This is a genomic window from Nonomuraea corallina (genome assembly GCF_027620315.1).
Taxonomy (GTDB): domain Bacteria; phylum Actinomycetota; class Actinomycetes; order Streptosporangiales; family Streptosporangiaceae; genus Nonomuraea; species Nonomuraea corallina.
Map to the genome: position 1 here is coordinate 1 of NZ_JAPNNL010000026.1, position 15,905 is coordinate 15,905.

At 73.1% G+C, this 15,905-nt stretch carries 16 protein-coding genes; 6 read left to right on the forward strand and 10 right to left on the reverse strand.

The features are described 5' to 3' along the window. The coding region (locus tag OUY22_RS09555) for an FAD/NAD(P)-binding protein (protein WP_270154471.1) at positions 1-815 on the forward strand (815 nt) is incomplete at its 5' end. Between the two features lie 62 nt (positions 816-877). Continuing rightward, on the forward strand, positions 878-1,780 hold the full coding sequence (locus OUY22_RS09560) for a TAXI family TRAP transporter solute-binding subunit (protein WP_270154472.1): 903 nt from the start codon (positions 878-880) through the stop codon (positions 1,778-1,780). Here OUY22_RS09560 and OUY22_RS09565 read toward each other — a convergent pair. The 7 genes from OUY22_RS09565 to OUY22_RS09595 are packed head-to-tail and all read right to left on the reverse strand — an operon-like array spanning position 1,771 to position 8,376. After that, the gene (locus tag OUY22_RS09565; RefSeq protein WP_270154473.1) at positions 1,771-3,072 is read right to left on the reverse strand and encodes a sensor histidine kinase; all 1,302 of its coding nucleotides are present in this window, start codon (positions 3,070-3,072) and stop codon (positions 1,771-1,773) included. The genes OUY22_RS09560 and OUY22_RS09565 overlap by 10 nt on opposite strands. 41 nt (positions 3,073-3,113) lie before the next feature. Then, positions 3,114-3,776, reverse strand: a complete 663-nt coding sequence (locus OUY22_RS09570) for a response regulator transcription factor (protein WP_270154474.1) — start codon at positions 3,774-3,776, stop codon at positions 3,114-3,116. 60 nt (positions 3,777-3,836) lie between these two features. After that, complete coding sequence (locus tag OUY22_RS09575; RefSeq protein ID WP_270154475.1) at positions 3,837-4,520, reverse strand: ABC transporter ATP-binding protein; 684 nt, start codon at positions 4,518-4,520, stop codon at positions 3,837-3,839. After that, positions 4,504-5,232: an ABC transporter ATP-binding protein gene (locus OUY22_RS09580; RefSeq protein ID WP_270154476.1), complete on the reverse strand. Its 729-nt coding sequence runs from the start codon at positions 5,230-5,232 to the stop codon at positions 4,504-4,506. Before OUY22_RS09580 ends, OUY22_RS09575 begins: the two co-directional genes overlap by 17 nt. Continuing rightward, entirely contained in the window at positions 5,229-6,206 is a 978-nt protein-coding gene (locus OUY22_RS09585) for a branched-chain amino acid ABC transporter permease (RefSeq protein ID WP_270154477.1), read from the reverse strand. The genes OUY22_RS09580 and OUY22_RS09585 overlap by 4 nt, the downstream gene beginning before the upstream one ends. Next, the gene (locus tag OUY22_RS09590; protein ID WP_270154478.1) at positions 6,203-7,147 is read right to left on the reverse strand and encodes a branched-chain amino acid ABC transporter permease; all 945 of its coding nucleotides are present in this window, start codon (positions 7,145-7,147) and stop codon (positions 6,203-6,205) included. Before OUY22_RS09590 ends, OUY22_RS09585 begins: the two co-directional genes overlap by 4 nt. Then, entirely contained in the window at positions 7,144-8,376 is a 1,233-nt protein-coding gene (locus OUY22_RS09595) for an ABC transporter substrate-binding protein (RefSeq protein WP_270154479.1), read from the reverse strand. Before OUY22_RS09595 ends, OUY22_RS09590 begins: the two co-directional genes overlap by 4 nt. Positions 8,377-8,686: 310 nt before the next feature. On the opposite strand from OUY22_RS09595, the gene OUY22_RS09600 reads away from it, so the two are divergent. Genes OUY22_RS09600 through OUY22_RS09610 form a run of 3 tightly spaced genes read left to right on the forward strand, consistent with a single transcriptional unit; the run spans position 8,687 to position 11,126 of the window. Then, complete coding sequence (locus OUY22_RS09600) at positions 8,687-9,853, forward strand: NAD-dependent epimerase/dehydratase family protein (RefSeq protein ID WP_270154480.1); 1,167 nt, start codon at positions 8,687-8,689, stop codon at positions 9,851-9,853. Beyond that, positions 9,850-10,596, forward strand: a complete 747-nt coding sequence (locus tag OUY22_RS09605; protein WP_270154481.1) for a class I SAM-dependent methyltransferase — start codon at positions 9,850-9,852, stop codon at positions 10,594-10,596. The genes OUY22_RS09600 and OUY22_RS09605 overlap by 4 nt, the downstream gene beginning before the upstream one ends. Further along, a complete protein-coding gene (locus OUY22_RS09610) occupies positions 10,593-11,126 on the forward strand; it encodes a GtrA family protein (RefSeq protein WP_270154482.1) in 534 nt (177 codons plus the stop codon). The genes OUY22_RS09605 and OUY22_RS09610 overlap by 4 nt, the downstream gene beginning before the upstream one ends. Here the strand turns inward: OUY22_RS09610 and OUY22_RS09615 are convergent. Next, positions 11,012-11,848, reverse strand: coding sequence for a glycosyltransferase family 2 protein (locus OUY22_RS09615; RefSeq protein WP_270154483.1), 837 nt, complete (start codon positions 11,846-11,848; stop codon positions 11,012-11,014). The two genes, OUY22_RS09610 and OUY22_RS09615, sit on opposite strands and share 115 nt — an antisense overlap. Next, on the reverse strand, positions 11,845-12,801 hold the full coding sequence (locus OUY22_RS09620; protein WP_270154484.1) for an NAD-dependent epimerase/dehydratase family protein: 957 nt from the start codon (positions 12,799-12,801) through the stop codon (positions 11,845-11,847). The genes OUY22_RS09615 and OUY22_RS09620 overlap by 4 nt, the downstream gene beginning before the upstream one ends. 171 nt (positions 12,802-12,972) lie before the next feature. Between OUY22_RS09620 and OUY22_RS09625 the strand changes: the two genes are divergently transcribed. Next, positions 12,973-14,208, forward strand: coding sequence for a hypothetical protein (locus OUY22_RS09625; protein WP_270154485.1), 1,236 nt, complete (start codon positions 12,973-12,975; stop codon positions 14,206-14,208). Here OUY22_RS09625 and OUY22_RS09630 read toward each other — a convergent pair. Further along, positions 14,197-15,816: an ABC-F family ATP-binding cassette domain-containing protein gene (locus OUY22_RS09630; protein ID WP_270154486.1), complete on the reverse strand. Its 1,620-nt coding sequence runs from the start codon at positions 15,814-15,816 to the stop codon at positions 14,197-14,199. The genes OUY22_RS09625 and OUY22_RS09630 overlap by 12 nt on opposite strands. Positions 15,817-15,905: the final 89 nt, after the last annotated feature.

The following is a 15,905-nucleotide window of genomic DNA, read 5'->3' on the forward strand; positions in this document are numbered from 1 at the left end:
GCGACGGCGCGCCCGTGCTGGTGCTGGGCACCGGGCTGACCATGGTGGACGTGGCTCTCACCGTGACCAGGGCCCATCCCGGCACCGTGGTGTACGCGCTGTCGCGGCGTGGGCTGCTCCCGCGCGCCCATCCGCCCGTCCCGGCGGCGCCCGTCCCGGTGACCTTCCCCGACGGGCCGTTGCGGGTCGCCGACCTGCTGCGGGTGGTGCGTCAGGCCGTACGGGCGAACGCGGGGGACTGGCACGGCGTCATGGAAGGTCTGCGCCCGCGGACCCAGGAGCTGTGGACCAGGCTCGCCCCCGGCGAACGCCGGATCTTCCTGGACCGGGTGGCGCGCTACTGGGAGATCCACCGGCACCGCGTCCCACCGGCCTCCGCGACGGCGCTCGCCGAGCTGCTCGCCTCCGGCCGGTTGCGCCTGCTGCGCGGCCGCCTGGCCGGGGCCCTGCCCGCCGGCGCCGGTCTGCGGGTCCGGGCCGAGCTGGACGGCACGGTCCGCGAGCTCGACGTGGGCTGGCTGGTCAACGCCACCGGGCCCGGCGCCGACGTGACGTCCGACCCCTTCCTCGCCGGTCTCGTCTCCGCCGGGGCGGCCCGGCGCGACGCTCTGGGTCTCGGCCTGGACGCGGGCCCGGACGGCGCGGTCCGGGACGCCACGGGCCGCCCGGGTGAGCGGGTCTTCGCCGTGGGGCCGCTGCTGCGTGGCCGCCTGTACGAGACGACCGCCGTACCCGAGATCCGCGCGCAGGCGGCGGCTCTCGCGCCGCGCCTCCTCGAAGCGGTCCGCGCCCCGCGCTCGCGGCTGACGGCCTGAGCGCTTCCTGGCGGCCTGAACGCTCCCTGGCGAAACGCCGGGCGGCGTGTCAGCCTAGGCGCGTGTCCTTGACCCGCCGAGCCGTGGTGACGCTGGGGTTGCTCGGGGTGTCCGGCTGCGTGAGCGGGCCGCCCGCCACGCGACGGCTGAGGCTGGCGACGGGGACGGCGGGCGGGCTGTACGAGGCGCTCGGCAACCGGTTCGCCGCCGAGCTGACCCGGCGGGGGTTCCCGACCACGCCGATGCCGAGCACGGGCAGCATCGAGAACCTCACCAGCCTCGCCGACGACCGGGCCGACCTCGGGCTCGCGCTGGCCGACAGCGCCGACTTCTTCGTGCGCCGGCGGCCCCGCGCCGTCTCGGCCGTGGCCCGGATCTACCTGAACTACATGCATCTGGTCGTGCCGGCCGCCTCGCCCATCACCACGGTGCGCGACCTGGCCGGCAAGCGCGTCTCCGTCGGTCCCGAGGGCTCGGGGACGCACCTGACCGCGCTCAGGGTGCTGGAGGTCCTGCGGCTGCGGGTCACCAAGAGCGGCTTCGACCTCGACGGCTCGCTCAAGGCGCTGGAACGGGGGGCGATCGACGCGCTGTTCTGGTCGGGCGGCGTCCCCACCCCCGCCGTGGCCACCCGGCGCGGCCTGCGCCTGGTGCCCCTGGACGAGGTGGTGCTCCCTCTGCGCCGGGCGTACGGCCCCTTCTACGAGATCGCCCTGGTGCCCACCGGCGTGTACGGCGCGACGCGGCCTGTCCAGACCGTGGGCACGCCGAGCTACCTGGTCTGCCGCGCCGGGCTGCCCGAGGACGTCGCCTTCGACGTGACCAGGATCCTGTTCGAGAGCCGCGACAGGCTGGGCGCGCCCGACGCGCCGGGCATGGTCCTGGTCAAGCGGTACGCGATCACCACTGGTGTGGTGCCGCTGCACGAGGGCGCCGCCCGCTACTACCGTGCCGACTACGGCTGAGCGGCCACCGGCCTGGCCTGGGCGAACTCCACGACCAGGCCGTGCGGCTCGGCGGGCAGCAGGCGCAGCGTGCCGCCGCTGAGCCGGGCCAGTTCGGCGGCGATCGCCAGCCCGAGCCCGCTGCCCGGCACGTTGACGTGCTCGGCCGACCGCCAGAACCGGCCCAGCGCCTCCTCGCGCTCCCTGGCGTTCAGCCCCGGCCCGTCGTCCTCGACGCGGAGCGTGCCGTCGCGCAGCGTCACCGACACGCGCCCGCCTTCCGGCACGAACTTGTGCGCGTTGTCGAGCGCGATGTCGGCGATCCTGATCATGGCCGCCGGTCCCGTCCAGGACGGCGGCAGGTCGGCGACCAGGTCGAGCCGCTGGGCCGCGTACACCTCGCGCCACGTCCTCAGCCGGTCGGCGAGCTGGGCGGCCACGTCGGTCTTGCTCACCACGCCGTCGGCCTCGGTCCTGGCCAGCGCGAGCAGGTCGTCCACCAGGTGGGCCAGGCGTGACGCCTCGGCCAGCGCCTCCTCGTACTCCTCCTTGCCCGCGTCCGCCAGGTACGGCTCCAGGTTCTCGATCCGCAGGATCAGCCCGGTCAGCGGGGTGCGCAGCTCATGCGAGGCGTCGGCCACGAACGCCCGCTGCCGCTCCATCGCGGCGGCGACCGCGTCGCCCATCGCGTTGAAGCGCTCCTGCAGCTCGCGCAGCTCGGAAGGGCCGGCCTCCGGCACGGCGTGGGTGTCGTGCCTGCCCTCGGCGATGGCCTGCGTCATCCGGTCGAGCTCGATCACCGGACGCATGATCCACCGGGTGAGGCGTCTGGCCGCCAGCACGCCGTACCCGAGGGAGACCATCGCGGCCAGGGCGAGCGCGCCCCACACCACGGTCACATCACGCACGGCCTGGGTGGCCGGGGCGCGCAGGAGCGTGACGCCGGACAGCTGCGAGCCGCTGCCGACCGGCTGCGCGATGAGCACGGTGCTCGGGCCGAAGGGGGTGATGGGAGGCAGGCTCTCGGTCATCCTGCCGGACAGGGCCACCCTGACCGCCTCGCGGTCACCGGCGACCAGGGTCCCGGCCCTGGCCAGGAGGTTGCCCTCGCGGTCGAGGACCTCGACGGCGGCGCCGTACAGGTCGGTGTAGCGGTTGATCTCCTCGACCAGGACCCGGTGGTCGCCCAGGCGGATCGCGGAGTCGGCCAGCTCGGTGATGCGGTGGCTGTCGGCCCGCCGGTCGAGGAGGACCCGGTTGGTGCGGTGGGTGGAGTAGGCGAGACCGAGGGGCACCGCCAGTGACGCGATCATGAGGACGATCAGAGTCGTGAAGGTGCCGACCAGCCTGCGTCTCACCGCACGCCCAGGCGGTAACCGGTGCCGCGCAGGGTCTCCACCAGCTCGGGGCGGCCGGTCTTGGCACGCAGGCACGCCACGTGCACGTCGAGGGAGCGCGAGGCCGACAGGAACGGGTCGCCCCACACCTCGTCGAGGATCTCCTCACGGCTGCGCACCACGCCGGGCCGGCGGGCCAGCAGCGCCAGGACCTCGAACTCGCGCCGGGTCAGCGAGATCGGCTCGCCCGCCACGCTCACCCGCCGCGCGGCCAGGTCGATGCGCACGTCGCCGACCTCGACCACCTGGGTGCCTGGCGGCAGCGGGCGGGTGCCGCGGCGGACGACCGCCTCCATGCGCGCCAGCAGCTCGGCCGTGCGGAACGGCTTGACCAGGTAGTCGTCCGCCCCGCCGCGCAGGCCGCGCAGGACGTCGCGCTCGCCCGAGCGGGCGGTGAGCACGATGACCGGGACGGCCGACGCGCGGCGCAACTGCCGCAGCACCTCCATGCCGTCCATGTCGGGCAGGCCCAGGTCCAGGAGCACGAAGTCGTTCTCGCCGGCGAGGCGGAGACAGCCGTTGGCCTGGGCGACGCGCTGGACGACGTTCCCGTGCCGTTGGAGTGCGGTGGTCAGCGCCGAGGCCAACCGGTCATCGTCTTCCACGAGGAGAACACGCACGGCCTCAGTTAAGCACGGGCGCCCGGACGTGGACGGGGAACGGCCGGGCCCGCCCCGGGCTCAGAGGCCCAGGTAGGCCCGGCGCACCCGTTCGTCGCCGGCCAGGTCGGTGCCGGACAGCGTGATGACCCCGTTCTCCAGGACGTACGCGCGGTCCGCGAGCGCCAGCGCCTGGGCCGCGTTCTGCTCGACGAGCAGGATCGCGACGCCGCTCTCGCGGATGCGCCCGAGCGCGTCGAAGACGGCGCGGACCATGAGGGGCGCCAGGCCCACCGACGGCTCGTCGAGCATGAGCAGCCTCGGCCGGGTCATCAGCGCCCGCCCGATGGCCAGCATCTGCTGCTCGCCGCCGCTCATGGTGTCGGCGCGCTGGTCCAGCCGTTCGGCGAGCCTCGGGAACAGCTCCAGCACCCGGTCGGCGGGCTCACCGGTGTGGAAGGCGCCCATGGCGAGGTTCTCCGCCACGGTGAGCGGGCCGAACAGCGCCCGGCCCTCGGGCACCTGGACCAGGCCGCGCCGCACCACCGCGTGGCCGGGCAGGCCGGTCAGTTCCTCCCCGTCGAACACCACCCGGCCGGCGGACGGCCGGAGCAGCCCGGAGGCGACCCGGAGCGTCGTGGACTTGCCGGCGCCGTTGGCCCCGACGAGGGCGACGAGTTCCCCGGCGGCCACCTCCAGCGACAGGCCGTGGAGCACCCGCAGGCCGCCGTATCCGGCCTCGATGCCGTCAAGCGAGAGCATCATCGGAGTTCTCTCCCAGGTAGGCGGCGATGACGCGGGGGTCGCGGGCGATGGCCGCGGGCTCGCCCTCGGCGAGCACGCTCCCGCGTTCCAGGACGAGCACCCGGTCGGCGAGCCGCATCACGGCCGGCATGACGTGCTCCACCAGGACCAGCGTCATGCCTTCCGCGCGCAGGTCGGCCAGCAGGGTGACCAACGGTTCGCGTTCCGACGCCGTGAGCCCGGCCAGCACCTCGTCCAGCAGCAGCACCTTCGGCCGGAGAGCGAGCGCCCTGGCCAGCTCCAGCTGCTTGCGCGCGGCCGCGGGCAGCTCGCCCGCGGGCCGCTCCAGGTAGGCGCCGAGCCCGACCCGCTCGATCGCCTCGGTCGCGGCGGCGACGGCCTCCTTGCGGGTACGCAGGTGCGCACCGGCGGCCACGGCCACGTTGTCGAGGACCGACAGGGCGGCGAAGGGCCGGGTGAGTTGGAACGTGCGGACCAGCCCCGCCCGGGCGCGCAGATGGGTGGGACGCGCGGTGACGTCCTGGCCGTCGAACTCGATCCGGCCGCTGTCCGGGCGCTGCTCACCGGAGATCACCGAGAACAGCGTGGTCTTGCCCGCCCCGTTGGGGCCGATGACCGCGTGGACGGTGCGCGGCTCGACCTCGAACGTGACCCCGTCCAGCGCCCGCAGGCCGCCGAACGCCTTGCTCACGTCCGTCAGACGCAGGATCATCGCGGCCTCCTGGCGAATCTGCCGTACAGCCCGCGAGGCATGGCCAGGACCACGACGATCAGCAGGACGGCGTACATGATCACGTCGAGTCCGCTCCGGCCCTGCAGGAAGGCGAGGAACTCCGGCGGGGTGCGGACGAGCGTCGCGGCCATGTCCGAGAGCGGGGCCAGCACCGCGGCGCCGATGAGCGGGCCCCACACGGTGCCGACGCCGCCGATCACCGCGGGCAGGATGGCCTGGATCGACACCGACGCGCCGAAGGCGAGGTCGGGGCTGACGAAGAGGTAGTAGACGGAGTAGAAGCCGCCGGCCACCGCCGTGAGCGCGGCGGACACGCCGATGGCCATGATCTTGTGCCGGACGACCGCGACCCCGGCGGCCGCGGCGGCCGTCTCGTCCTCGCGCACGGCCAGCAGGTTCAGCCCCGCCCGCGAGTTGAGCAGCACGATCACCGTGGCGACGCTGCCGAGCATGAGCAGCAGCGCGACCCAGAAGTACGCGGGATCGCCGACGTCGAACCGGAGCGTCCACCAGCCCTGCTCGCCGGTGACGGGCAGGGTGAGGCCGACCGCGCCGCCGACGAGCTCGGAGTTGAGCGCGGCCAGCCTGAGCATCTCGGCGAAGGCGAAGGTGGCCAGGGCGAAGTACGCGCCCTTCAACCGGTAGCGGACCGCCAGATAGCCGGTGAGAGCGCCGAACGCCGCGGCCACCGCCATCCCGGCGAGCATGCCGATCCACGGCGAGAGGCCCAGCTCGATGGTCAGCAGCGCGGTGGTGTAGGCGCCGAGCCCGAAGTAGGCGGCGTGCCCGAAGCTGAACAGGCCGCCGAACCCGCTCATGAGGTTCCAGGCCACGGCCATCATCGCGAACAGCAGCGCGCGGACGGCGACCGCCTCCTGGGCGGCGGGCAGCAGCAGGGGCAGCGGGGCGAGTGCCACGCCGATCACGGCGAGCACGATGAGCCTTCTGGTCACGCGGGCCTCCCGAACAGGCCCTGCGGACGCCAGAGCAGGACGAGCACGAACACTCCGAACACCACCAGCAGCGGGCTCTGACCCGGCAGGTACAGGCCGCCGAGCTGTTCGGTCAGGCCGATGATCAGCCCGCCCGCCACCGCTCCGGGAACGCTGCCGAGTCCGCCGAGGACCACGACGACGAACCCGATGATGTTGAACAGCTCGCCCGCGGTCGGCTCGACGGTGACGAGCGGCGTCACGAGCGTCCCGGCGGCGCCGGCGCAGGCGGTGCCCGCGGCGAACGTCAGCGCGTGCAGCCGCCGCACGTCGAGCCCCACCAGCGAGGCGCCCTCCGGGTTGGCGGCCACCGCGCGGATCGCGGTGCCCAGCCTCGTCCTGGTCAGCAGCAGCCACACCGCCCCGGCCAGGCTCATCGCGCCGACGAAGGCCAGCACCCGGCTGAGGTCGGCCACCGCGCCCAGGACGCGCAGCGGGGTGTCGAAGGAGACGGGGACCGTCCTGGTGTCGCCGGAGAAGGCCAGCAGCAGGCTGTTCTCCAGCAGCATCGCGATGCCGAGCGTCAGCAGGAGCTGCGCGGCGAGCGAGCCGCCCATCGTCCGGCTCACCATGTGGCGCTGGACCACGTAGCCGACTCCGAACAGCAGCGGCACGCTCACCAGCAGCGTCAGATAGGGGTTCAGCCCGGCGCTGGACGCCAGCAGCGCGGTGGCGTACATGCCCAGCGTCATGAACGCGCCGTGGGCGAAGTTCACGATGTCGAGCACTCCGAAGATCAGCGTGAGGCCCATCGCGACCAGCGCGTACACGCCGCCGAGCAGCAGGCCGGTCAGCACCGCCTGGGCGGTGACCGTCCCGCTGCCGGACCTGGCCCAGGCGCCGGCGATCACGGCCGCCGCCACGACGGCGGCCAGTCCGGCGCGGGAGATCGTGCGGTTCACTCTGCGGCGGGCCTCGGCTCGGCCACGGCCTTGGCCGCGGGGTGCACCGGGACGACCTTGCCGTCCTGGACCTGGAGGACGACCGGGGTGGCGTTCTTGTTCTGACCGGACTCGTCGAACTCGACCGGGCCGTCGAAGGCCAGCACCGTCTCGAACGAGATCCCGGCGAGCGCCTCACGGATCTTCACGGGGTCGCGGCTGGCGGCCTTCTCCAGGGCGGCGGCGATCAGGCGGACGCACTCGTACGAGGTGAACGGGATGAACCGGAGTTCCTCGCCGTGCTTGGCCTGGAAGGCGTCCAGGACCGCCTTCGACTCCGGCTTGGTGGCGTCGTAGTTGAAGTTGGAGTCGTAGATGCCCTCGGCGACGGCTCCGCCGTCACGCGGGAAGACCGGCGAGCTGAAGGCGCCGTGCGACACGCCGAGGACGATCTTCACCTCGGGCTGGACCGACGCGATGGCCTTGGCGGTCAGCAGGCCGTCCCGGTAGTAGCCGGTGACGGCGAGCGCGTCGACCCCGGCGGCCTTGACCTTGGTGAGCTCGGTGGTCAGGTCGGAGGCCTTGAGCGCGTCGTAGGTGATCTGCGGGCCGACCTCCAGGCCGAGCTTGGCGGCCTCGTCGCTGAACGACTTGAACGTCGAGGTGCCGTAGTCGGTCTGCTCGTGCAGGTAGGCGACCTTGGTGACCTTCTGGCCGGTGCGGTCGGCCAGCTCCTTGAGGTAGCGGGCGCCGTACCGGCCGAGCGTGTCGGAGGAGGGCTGGAGCCGGAAGGTATAGGTATAGCCCTGCTTGAGGATGTCGTCGGCGGAGGCCACGTCGATGACGAACGGAACCTTGTTCCGCTCGGCGACCGTGGCGACCTGGGCGGCGACGGCGCTCTGGTAGGGCCCGACGAGCGCGACGGCGCCCGCCTGGGTGAGGCGCTGGGCCTCGCTCTGGCCGACCTCCGGCTTGCCCTGGCTGTCGGCGCCCAGGATCTCCAGCTTCGCGCCGCCGAGCGACTTGATGCCGCCGGCGTTGTTGATCTCTTCGGCGGCGAGCTTGACCGCCTTGGACATCTGCTGCCCGTCGAAGGCGAGCGCGCCGGTGAGCGGGTGGATGGAGCCTATCTTGATGGTCCCTGAGGCGTCGGCGGCGTCGGGGGCGCCCCCTCCGGGCGCCGAACCGCCGCAGGCGGTCACGGTCAGGGCGAGGAACGTACCTATGGCGATACAGGACTTGAGGCGCATGGCGTCGACCTTGGGGGGTTGCTGCGGTTCCGCTTGTTGGAACGCTGTTTCGCAGAATGGTGACAGCAGGCCCCGTCCTGGTCAAGCGGATCAGGCCCCTACGTGTGACGCCCGGTACCGCGGCGGGCCGCCGCCTGTCACGTCTGTCAACCTGCTGTGAACCCGCGCGAGAGGGGAAGGCGAGGATCGGTCATGTGGTACGAGTGTGATGAATACAGCGGGGGGAACACTCACACATCCGGCGCGATACACCACGTACGCGCACGGAGGTGCCCCGACCTTGTCGCACAGTAGTCAGAAAGTCAGGTCAATGCGGATTTTGGTCCTCGGCGGTGACGGTTATCTTGGTTGGCCCACCGCGCTCCACCTCTCTCAATGCGGGCACGAGGTCGCCGTCGCCGACAACTTCGTCCGGCGACAGTACGACTTCGAGCTCGGCGTGGAAAGCCTGGTGCCGATCGAATCCCTGCACACCAGGATCGCCACGTGGCACCGGCTCACCGGCAAGACCATCCAGTCGTACATCGGTGATCTCACAGAGGCGGACTTCACCTACGACATGATCCGCGACTTCCGCCCTGAGGCGGTGGTCCACTTCGCCGAGCAGCGCGCGGCCCCCTACTCGATGATCGACCGCAAGCACGCGGTCTACACGCAGGTCAACAACGTCGCCGGCACGCTCAACGTGCTCTACGCCATCGCCGAGACCGACCCGGACATCCACCTGGTCAAGCTGGGCACCATGGGCGAGTACGGCACGCCCAACATCGACATCGAGGAGGGCTGGCTGGAGGTCGAGCACAAGGGGCGCAAGGACCGGGTGCTCTACCCCAAGCGGCCCGGCTCGTTCTACCACCTGTCCAAGGTGCACGACAGCCACAACATGGAGTTCGCCTGCCGGATCTGGGGCCTGCGCGCGACCGACCTCAACCAGGGCGTCGTCTACGGCCAGCAGACCCCGGAGACCAGCCTCGACGACCGGCTCGCCACCCGGTTCGACTACGACGCGGTGTTCGGCACGGTCCTCAACCGGTTCGTCGTCCAGGCGGTGCTCGGCCACCCCCTCACCGTGTACGGCACCGGCGGCCAGACGCGCGGCATCATCGACATCCGCGACACCGTCCGGTGCGTCCAGCTGGCCTGCGAGAACCCGGCCGAGCGCGGCGAGTTCCGGGTGTTCAACCAGATGACCGAGTCGCTGTCGGTCGCGCAGATCGCCGAGACCGTCGCCCGCAGCTTCCCCGACGAGGTGGTCGTCGACAACCTCACCAACCCCCGGGTCGAGAAGGAGGAGCACTACTACAACGTGGTCCACAGCGGCCTGGTCGAGCTCGGACTCGAACCCCACCTGCTCTCCGACACCCTCATCACGTCGCTGTTCGACGTGACCAAGCGCTACGCCGACCGCGTCGACCTGGACGCCATGCGGCCGAGGGTCGACTGGCGGGGCGCGCTGAAGGGCGAGACCCGGCGGTGAGCGCCGAGGAAGGCGCGTTCGCGCGGGCCACCGGCCGGACCGCGGAGCGGGAGGAGGGCGGCCACGACAAGCCCCGCTACCGCCGCTACCAGTTCGACCTGATCGCCCCGCACTGCGGACGCAGCGTGCTGGAGGTGGGGGCCGGGCTCGGCGAGTTCGCGAGCCAGTTCACCGGCCTGGACCGGCTCGTGGTCACCGACGTCGACCCCGACGCGGTCAAGGTGATGAAGGCCCGGTTCGCCGGCCGCGGCGAGGTCGAGGCGGCGCAGTTCGACCTCTCCTGCGGCGCCACCCTGGACCGGCCGGTCGAGACCGCGATCGCCATCAACGTGCTGGAGCACTTCGAGGACGACGCGGCCCTCCTCACCCTGCTGGCCCGCTCCGTCGTCCCCGGCGGCACGCTGGTCCTGTGGGTGCCCGCCTACCAGAGCCTGTACGGCGACTTCGACCGCAAGGTCGGGCACTTCCGCCGCTACACCCCGGCCACCCTCAGGGACGCCGCGGTGCGCGCCGGGCTGGAGGTCGAGCTGGCCCGGCCGGTCAACCTGCTCGGCGGGCTCGCCTGGTGGGCCGCGGTACGGCTGGGCAAGGCCGGCTCGCCCAAGGCGGGCGCCGTCGGCCTGTACGACCGGGTCCTGGTCCCGGTCACCCGGGTCCTCGACCGGGTCCTGCCGATCCCGTTCGGCCAGTCGATCCTCGGCGTCTTCCGGGTGCCGGCCGGCCGGGGGCACGCGACGCCGTGAACAGGCTCCGTCGTCTCCTGCGGGGCGCGGTCCCGCGCATCTTCGGGCGCTACGCGATCGGGTCGGTCGTGGCGGGCGTGGTCAGCGAGGTCACGCTGCTGACGGTGTACGGGCTGGGGCTCCTCAGCGCCTCGGCCGCCTCCGTGGTCGCCTGGGGGCTCGGCGCGATCGTCAACTACGTGCTCAACCGGTCATGGGCCTGGAAGGTGCGCGGGCGGCCCAAGCCGCTGCGCGAGCTGCTCCCGTACTGGCTGACCGCGGTGGCGGGGCTGGGCATCGCCTCCTGGGGCACCGCGGCGGCCGACCGGATCGGACATCAGATCTTCACCACGGACGGCCCCCGCGTGGTGTTCGTGGGAGCCGTCTTCCTGGGGATCTACGGGCTGCTGTTCGTGGCGAAGTTCTTCCTGTTCCACTACTTCGTCTTCGCCGGCACCGGCTCGGAGGAGGAGCGGGCGGACGCCGGCGAGGAGGGCGGAGCGGGGCGGCGGCGCTCGCGCAGCCAGGTCCCGACGACGACCCGCGAGTAGCGGTAGCCGTAGACGAGGTTCCCGCCCTTCTTGGTGGTGCCGGCCGCGCGCAGCCGCATGGTGGCCGGCACCTCCACCACCCGGAACCCCCGGGAGATCACCCCGATCAGCAGCTCCGACGACTGGTACTGCGGCTGCTTGAGCGTGACCGCCCCGGTCACCTCCGCGCGCATGGCCCGCAGGCCGAAGGAGGTGTCGGTGATCCGCTGCCCGGTGAAACGGCTGATCAGCCAGGCGAACACGTGCACGCCGAGGCGGCGGACCCGGTCGTGGGTCTCCTGCCGCCCGAGCACCCGCGAGCCGGTGGCGAAGTCGGCCCGCCCGTCGACGACCGGGGCGAGCACCCGCTCGATGTCGGCCGGATCGTACTGCCCGTCGGCGTCCGTCGTGACGATGTAACGAGCGCCGCTCTCGCGCGCCAGCCGGTAGCCGAGCCGCAGCGCCGCCCCCTGCCCGCGGTTGACCGGGACGTCGCAGACCATGGCCCCGGCCTTGCGCGCCTCGGCCGCGGTCCTGTCGGTGGCGCCGTCGACGACCACGACGGTCGCGGTCTCCAGGCCGTGGACGAGGGCGGGGATGCCGTTCACCGTCGCGCCGATGCTGCGCTCCTCGTCGTACGCGGCGATGACGATCGCGACGGGTGGCAGGTCGGAGCCGTACTGGGCGGTGAACTCCGCCACGGCGGCGGCGTCGATGTCCGGCGGCGTCTCCGCGCTCGTCATGCGTCATCCTCCGTTGTGTCGCTCTTCGCCGCAGCCGATTCTGGCCGAGAAGGCGCGAAGTCCGGCCACACCGTGGCCATTCCTGAGGTCACATCGTGACGTGGCCGATATCCGATCGCCCGCGCCGCCGAGACGTCGAGCACGACGGCCGGCATCTCGCCCTGCTTCGCGGGCACGCGCTCGACCGGGATCGGCGCCCCGGTCACCTTCCGCGCGGCGTCGATCAGCTCGTTGACGCTCACCGACACGCCGGACCCGACGATCAGAGGACCGTCGTGGTCCACGCGCCAGGCGAGCAGGACGGCCTGGACCACGTCGTCGACATGGACGTAGTCGCGCAGCTGCCCCCCGTCCCCGTACACCTGGACCCCTCTACCCTCGGCGGCGGCTCTCATCAGCCTCGGGACGAAACTGTCCTTGCGCAGCATGCCCGGCCCGTAGACGTTGGCGAACCGCAGCGCGACCGTGCGCATCCCGTAGACCCCGGAATAGGCGCTGAGCAGCATCTCCGCCGCGGCCTTGGTCGCGCCGTACGGGGTCAGCGGGCGCGGCGCCAGGCTCTCGGTGATGCGGGCGCCGCCCACGTCGCCGGTGACCGCGTTGGTCGACGCCAGCAGGAACCGCGGCACCGCCCGCTCCCTGGCGAGCTCCAGCAGCCCCGCCGTGGCCTCGACGTTGGTCGCGTACGTCCCCGCCGGGTCCTCCACCGACCGCAGCACCGACGTGACGGCGGCGAGATGGACCACCGCGTCCAGCCCGGCGGTCACCGCCCGCTCGCGCACCCCCGGATCGCGCAGGTCGCCCACGACGGACGTGACCCCGGGATCAGGGTGGGGGTGCAGGTCGGCCACGGTCACCTCGGCCCCTTCGCCGAGCAGCGCCGCCACCAGCCGCCTTCCGATGAACCCCGATCCGCCCGTCACGAGCACCCGGGCTCCGGTCACCTCCGGCATCTCCTGGCATTCCTTTCCCTCGGGTCCCAGCGACGATACCGGCATCCGGAGCGCGGACCGGCCGTGCTCCCGGCCCGGGGCGGCCATTCTCAGCAAACCCTTGGACTCGGTGCGTAGGCTACGGTCTCTCTCGTCCTGGCGACCGACCGTGAGGCAGTTGGAGGAGTACGCGTGAGCCCAGCTCTGGTGGTGGGTCCTCCGCTGGTGGCCGGCCTGGTCCTCGCGCTGGTCGCGCAGCGGCGCGGCTGGTCGCCCCCGCTGTGGGCGGCGCTGGCCCTCGGAGCCGTGCTGCGCGTCATCGCCATGGCGTGGGCCGCGCAGGACCCGGCCCAGCCGTACGACTTCGCCGTCGACTTCTCCGAGGCGGCCGACGAGGTGCTCGCCGGGCGCAACCCGACCACCCACATGCGCGACGGCGGCTGGCACTTCCTGCCGTTCCTCGCCTACGTGCTCGCCGGGCAGAAGGAGCTGGGCGACCTGCTCGGGCTCTCCTGGAACGTGGCGGGGCGGATCGTCCCCGTCCTGGCCGACCTGGCGCTGATCCCGCTGGTGGCCAAGCTCGCCGGCGAGCGCGGGGCGCTGCGCGGCTTCCAGTACGCGTGCGTGCCGCTCGGCGTCATGGTCAGCGGCCTGCACGGCCAGTTCCCGCCGCTCACCCTGGCCTTCGGGGTGGCGGCCCTGGTCGCCGCCAGGGCCGGCCGGGCCCATTGGGCCGGGGTGCTCATGGGCCTGTCGGTGGCCTGCACCAACTGGTCCGTCCTGCTGGTGCCCGGCGTCGTGCTCGCCGTCGCCGGGACGCGCCGCCTGGTGGTGCTCGGCTGGACCGCGGCCGTCCCCGGGCTCTGGCTGCTCAGCAGCTCGGTGTTCCTCGACACCCCGGTCACCGGGCTGGTCGACCTGGCCAGGGCCATCATGTCGACGCGCCCGGTGGTGGGCGACTGGGGCTGGACCGCCCTGGTGACGGGCGGCGACCAGACGGTGTCGGCCGGCCTCGGCCGGATCGGCACGCTCGTGCTGGTCGCCGGGCTGCTCGCGGCCGCGTGGTGGTGGCGCAAGGCCGATCCGATCGACCTCACGCTGGTCCTGCTGCTCGTCTTCCTCGTCCTGACGTACCGGCTCGGCGCCCAGTACCTGCTGTGGCCGGTGCCCTACCTGCTCGCCCGCCCCCGCCGCCTCACATGGCCGGCGATCACCGCCGCCAGTGCCTGGGCCGCGGCGGGCTACCTGCGTGTCCAGCCGTTCACCGGGATGGGGTGGTGGCAGTTCCACGGCGTGTGGGCGCTGTCCTCCTTCCTGGTCATCCCCTTCCTGATCGCCGCCCTGCCGCCCAGGAACGCGGCGCGCCCCGCCGAGGACGAGCGCGCCGCCGAGCCGGTACGGGAGACCAGGGCGCAATCAGAGCCGTAGCCGCGGCCAGCCCTCGGTGTCCCGCAGCAGCTGCCGGTCGTGGGTGGCCAGGACCACCGCCGCGGCGGTCGCGCCCAGCGCCTCGGTCAGCTCCTCGACCAGGGTCATCGACAGATGGTTGGTCGGCTCGTCCATGAGCACGACATGCGGGCGCGCGGCCAGCATGACGGCCAGGTCGAGCCGCCGCCGCTGGCCGACCGACAGCTCCGTCACCGGCCGCCGGGCGGCCTCCGCGGGCAGCAGGCCGAGCTGGGAGAGACCGACCTGCTCGGACTCCTTCAGCGCGCCCGAGGTGACGAGCCTGCCGATCGCGGCCTCGTACACCTCCACGGCCCGCCGCCGGGACGGCGGGGGCGACTCCTGGGTGAGCAGGCCGATCCGCGCGCTCCGATGGCGCTGCACGGAGCCCGTGGCGGGGGCCAGTGCCCCGGCGAGCACGCCGATCAGGGTGGACTTGCCCGAGCCGTTGGCCCCCGTCACCACCAGGCGGTCGCCGGAGCGCAGCAGCACCGAGCAGGGCACGTCGATCCTGCCGGGCACGGTGACCTCGTCGGCGCGCAGCAGCACCGCCCCCGGCATGGACCCCAGCCGTGGGGGCTGGAAGCGCAGCGGCGGCGGGGGGACGTCGAGGACGTGCGCCTCCAGGTCCTCCTGACGCCGGTGGACGGCGCGCACCAGGGCGGGCGCCCGGGTCGCGCGGGTGTGCTTGCCCGTGCCCTTCTCCGGTCGCCACCCGGTGGTCAGCCGGTTCTGGGCGGCGGACAGGTCCTGCGCGAGGCGCCGGCGCTCGGCCAGCTGGTCGCGGTGGGCGGTCTCCCACCGCTCCCGCTCGGCGCGGCTGCCCTCCCGGTAGCCGGCGTAGCCGCCGCCGTACACGCGGGGGCGGCCGTCGCTGGTCGGGTCCAGGTCGAGGACCGCGGTGACGACGTCCGCCAGGAGCGCCCGGTCGTGGCTGACCAGGACCACGCCGCCCGGGTAGGCCCGCAGCCGGTCGGTCAGGTGGTCCAGGCCGCCGGCGTCGAGGTGGTTGGTCGGCTCGTCCAGGAGCAGCAGGTCGTAGCCGGCGCCCAGCAGACAGGCCAGCCGGATCCGGTAGCGCTGGCCGACGGACAGGCCGGCCAGCGGGCGGTCCCGGTCGTGCGTCGCGCCGAGCGCGTCGAGGGAGATGTCGACCCGGCGGCCGGCGTCCCAGGCGTCGATGGACTCGGCGGCCGACAGCGCGGCCGCGTACTCCTCGTCCGCGCCGGGGCGTCCCTCGACGAGCGCGAGCGTCGCGGACTCCAGCGCTTCCAGCACGGCGCGCACCTGGGCCAGTTCGAGGTCGATCAGGTCGCCGACCGTGCGACCGTCGCCGGCCGGGATCACCTGGTCGGCGACGCCGATGGTGCCGGCCCGGCGCACCGTGCCGGAGTCGGGGTCGAGGGAGCCGGCGAGCACGCGCAGCAGCGTGGTCTTGCCCCGGCCGTTCTCGCCCACCACCCCCAGCCGGTCACCGCGTGAGACGGTCAGGTCGACGCCGTTCAGGACCGCCCGGCCACCGCGGGCGAGGTGCAGCTCGGTGGCGTTGAGATGGGCCCGGGCGTGAGCCGGCAGAGCACTCGTGGACATGCTTCCTCCACGGGGCGGCGCATCGCGCGCCCCGCTGACAAGGGATGGACGACGACGGAGGACCCGGCCGGGTCAGCGGCCGGTGGCGT

What these genes read in the sequence shown, in the direction of transcription:
- OUY22_RS09565 (WP_270154473.1), bottom strand. Translation starts at nt 3,072, where the DNA reads ATGATCGCGTCACTGGCGGTGCCCCTCGGTCTCGCCTACTCCACCCAC.
- OUY22_RS09575 (WP_270154475.1), bottom strand. Translation starts at nt 4,520, where the DNA reads ATGATGCTCTCGCTTGACGGCATCGAGGCCGGATACGGCGGCCTGCGG.
- OUY22_RS09580 (WP_270154476.1), bottom strand. Translation starts at nt 5,232, where the DNA reads ATGATCCTGCGTCTGACGGACGTGAGCAAGGCGTTCGGCGGCCTGCGG.
- OUY22_RS09595 (WP_270154479.1), bottom strand. Translation starts at nt 8,376, where the DNA reads ATGCGCCTCAAGTCCTGTATCGCCATAGGTACGTTCCTCGCCCTGACC.
- OUY22_RS09600 (WP_270154480.1), top strand. Translation starts at nt 8,687, where the DNA reads ATGCGGATTTTGGTCCTCGGCGGTGACGGTTATCTTGGTTGGCCCACC.
- OUY22_RS09615 (WP_270154483.1), bottom strand. Translation starts at nt 11,848, where the DNA reads ATGACGAGCGCGGAGACGCCGCCGGACATCGACGCCGCCGCCGTGGCG.
- OUY22_RS09620 (WP_270154484.1), bottom strand. Translation starts at nt 12,801, where the DNA reads ATGCCGGAGGTGACCGGAGCCCGGGTGCTCGTGACGGGCGGATCGGGG.
- OUY22_RS09630 (WP_270154486.1), bottom strand. Translation starts at nt 15,816, where the DNA reads ATGTCCACGAGTGCTCTGCCGGCTCACGCCCGGGCCCATCTCAACGCC.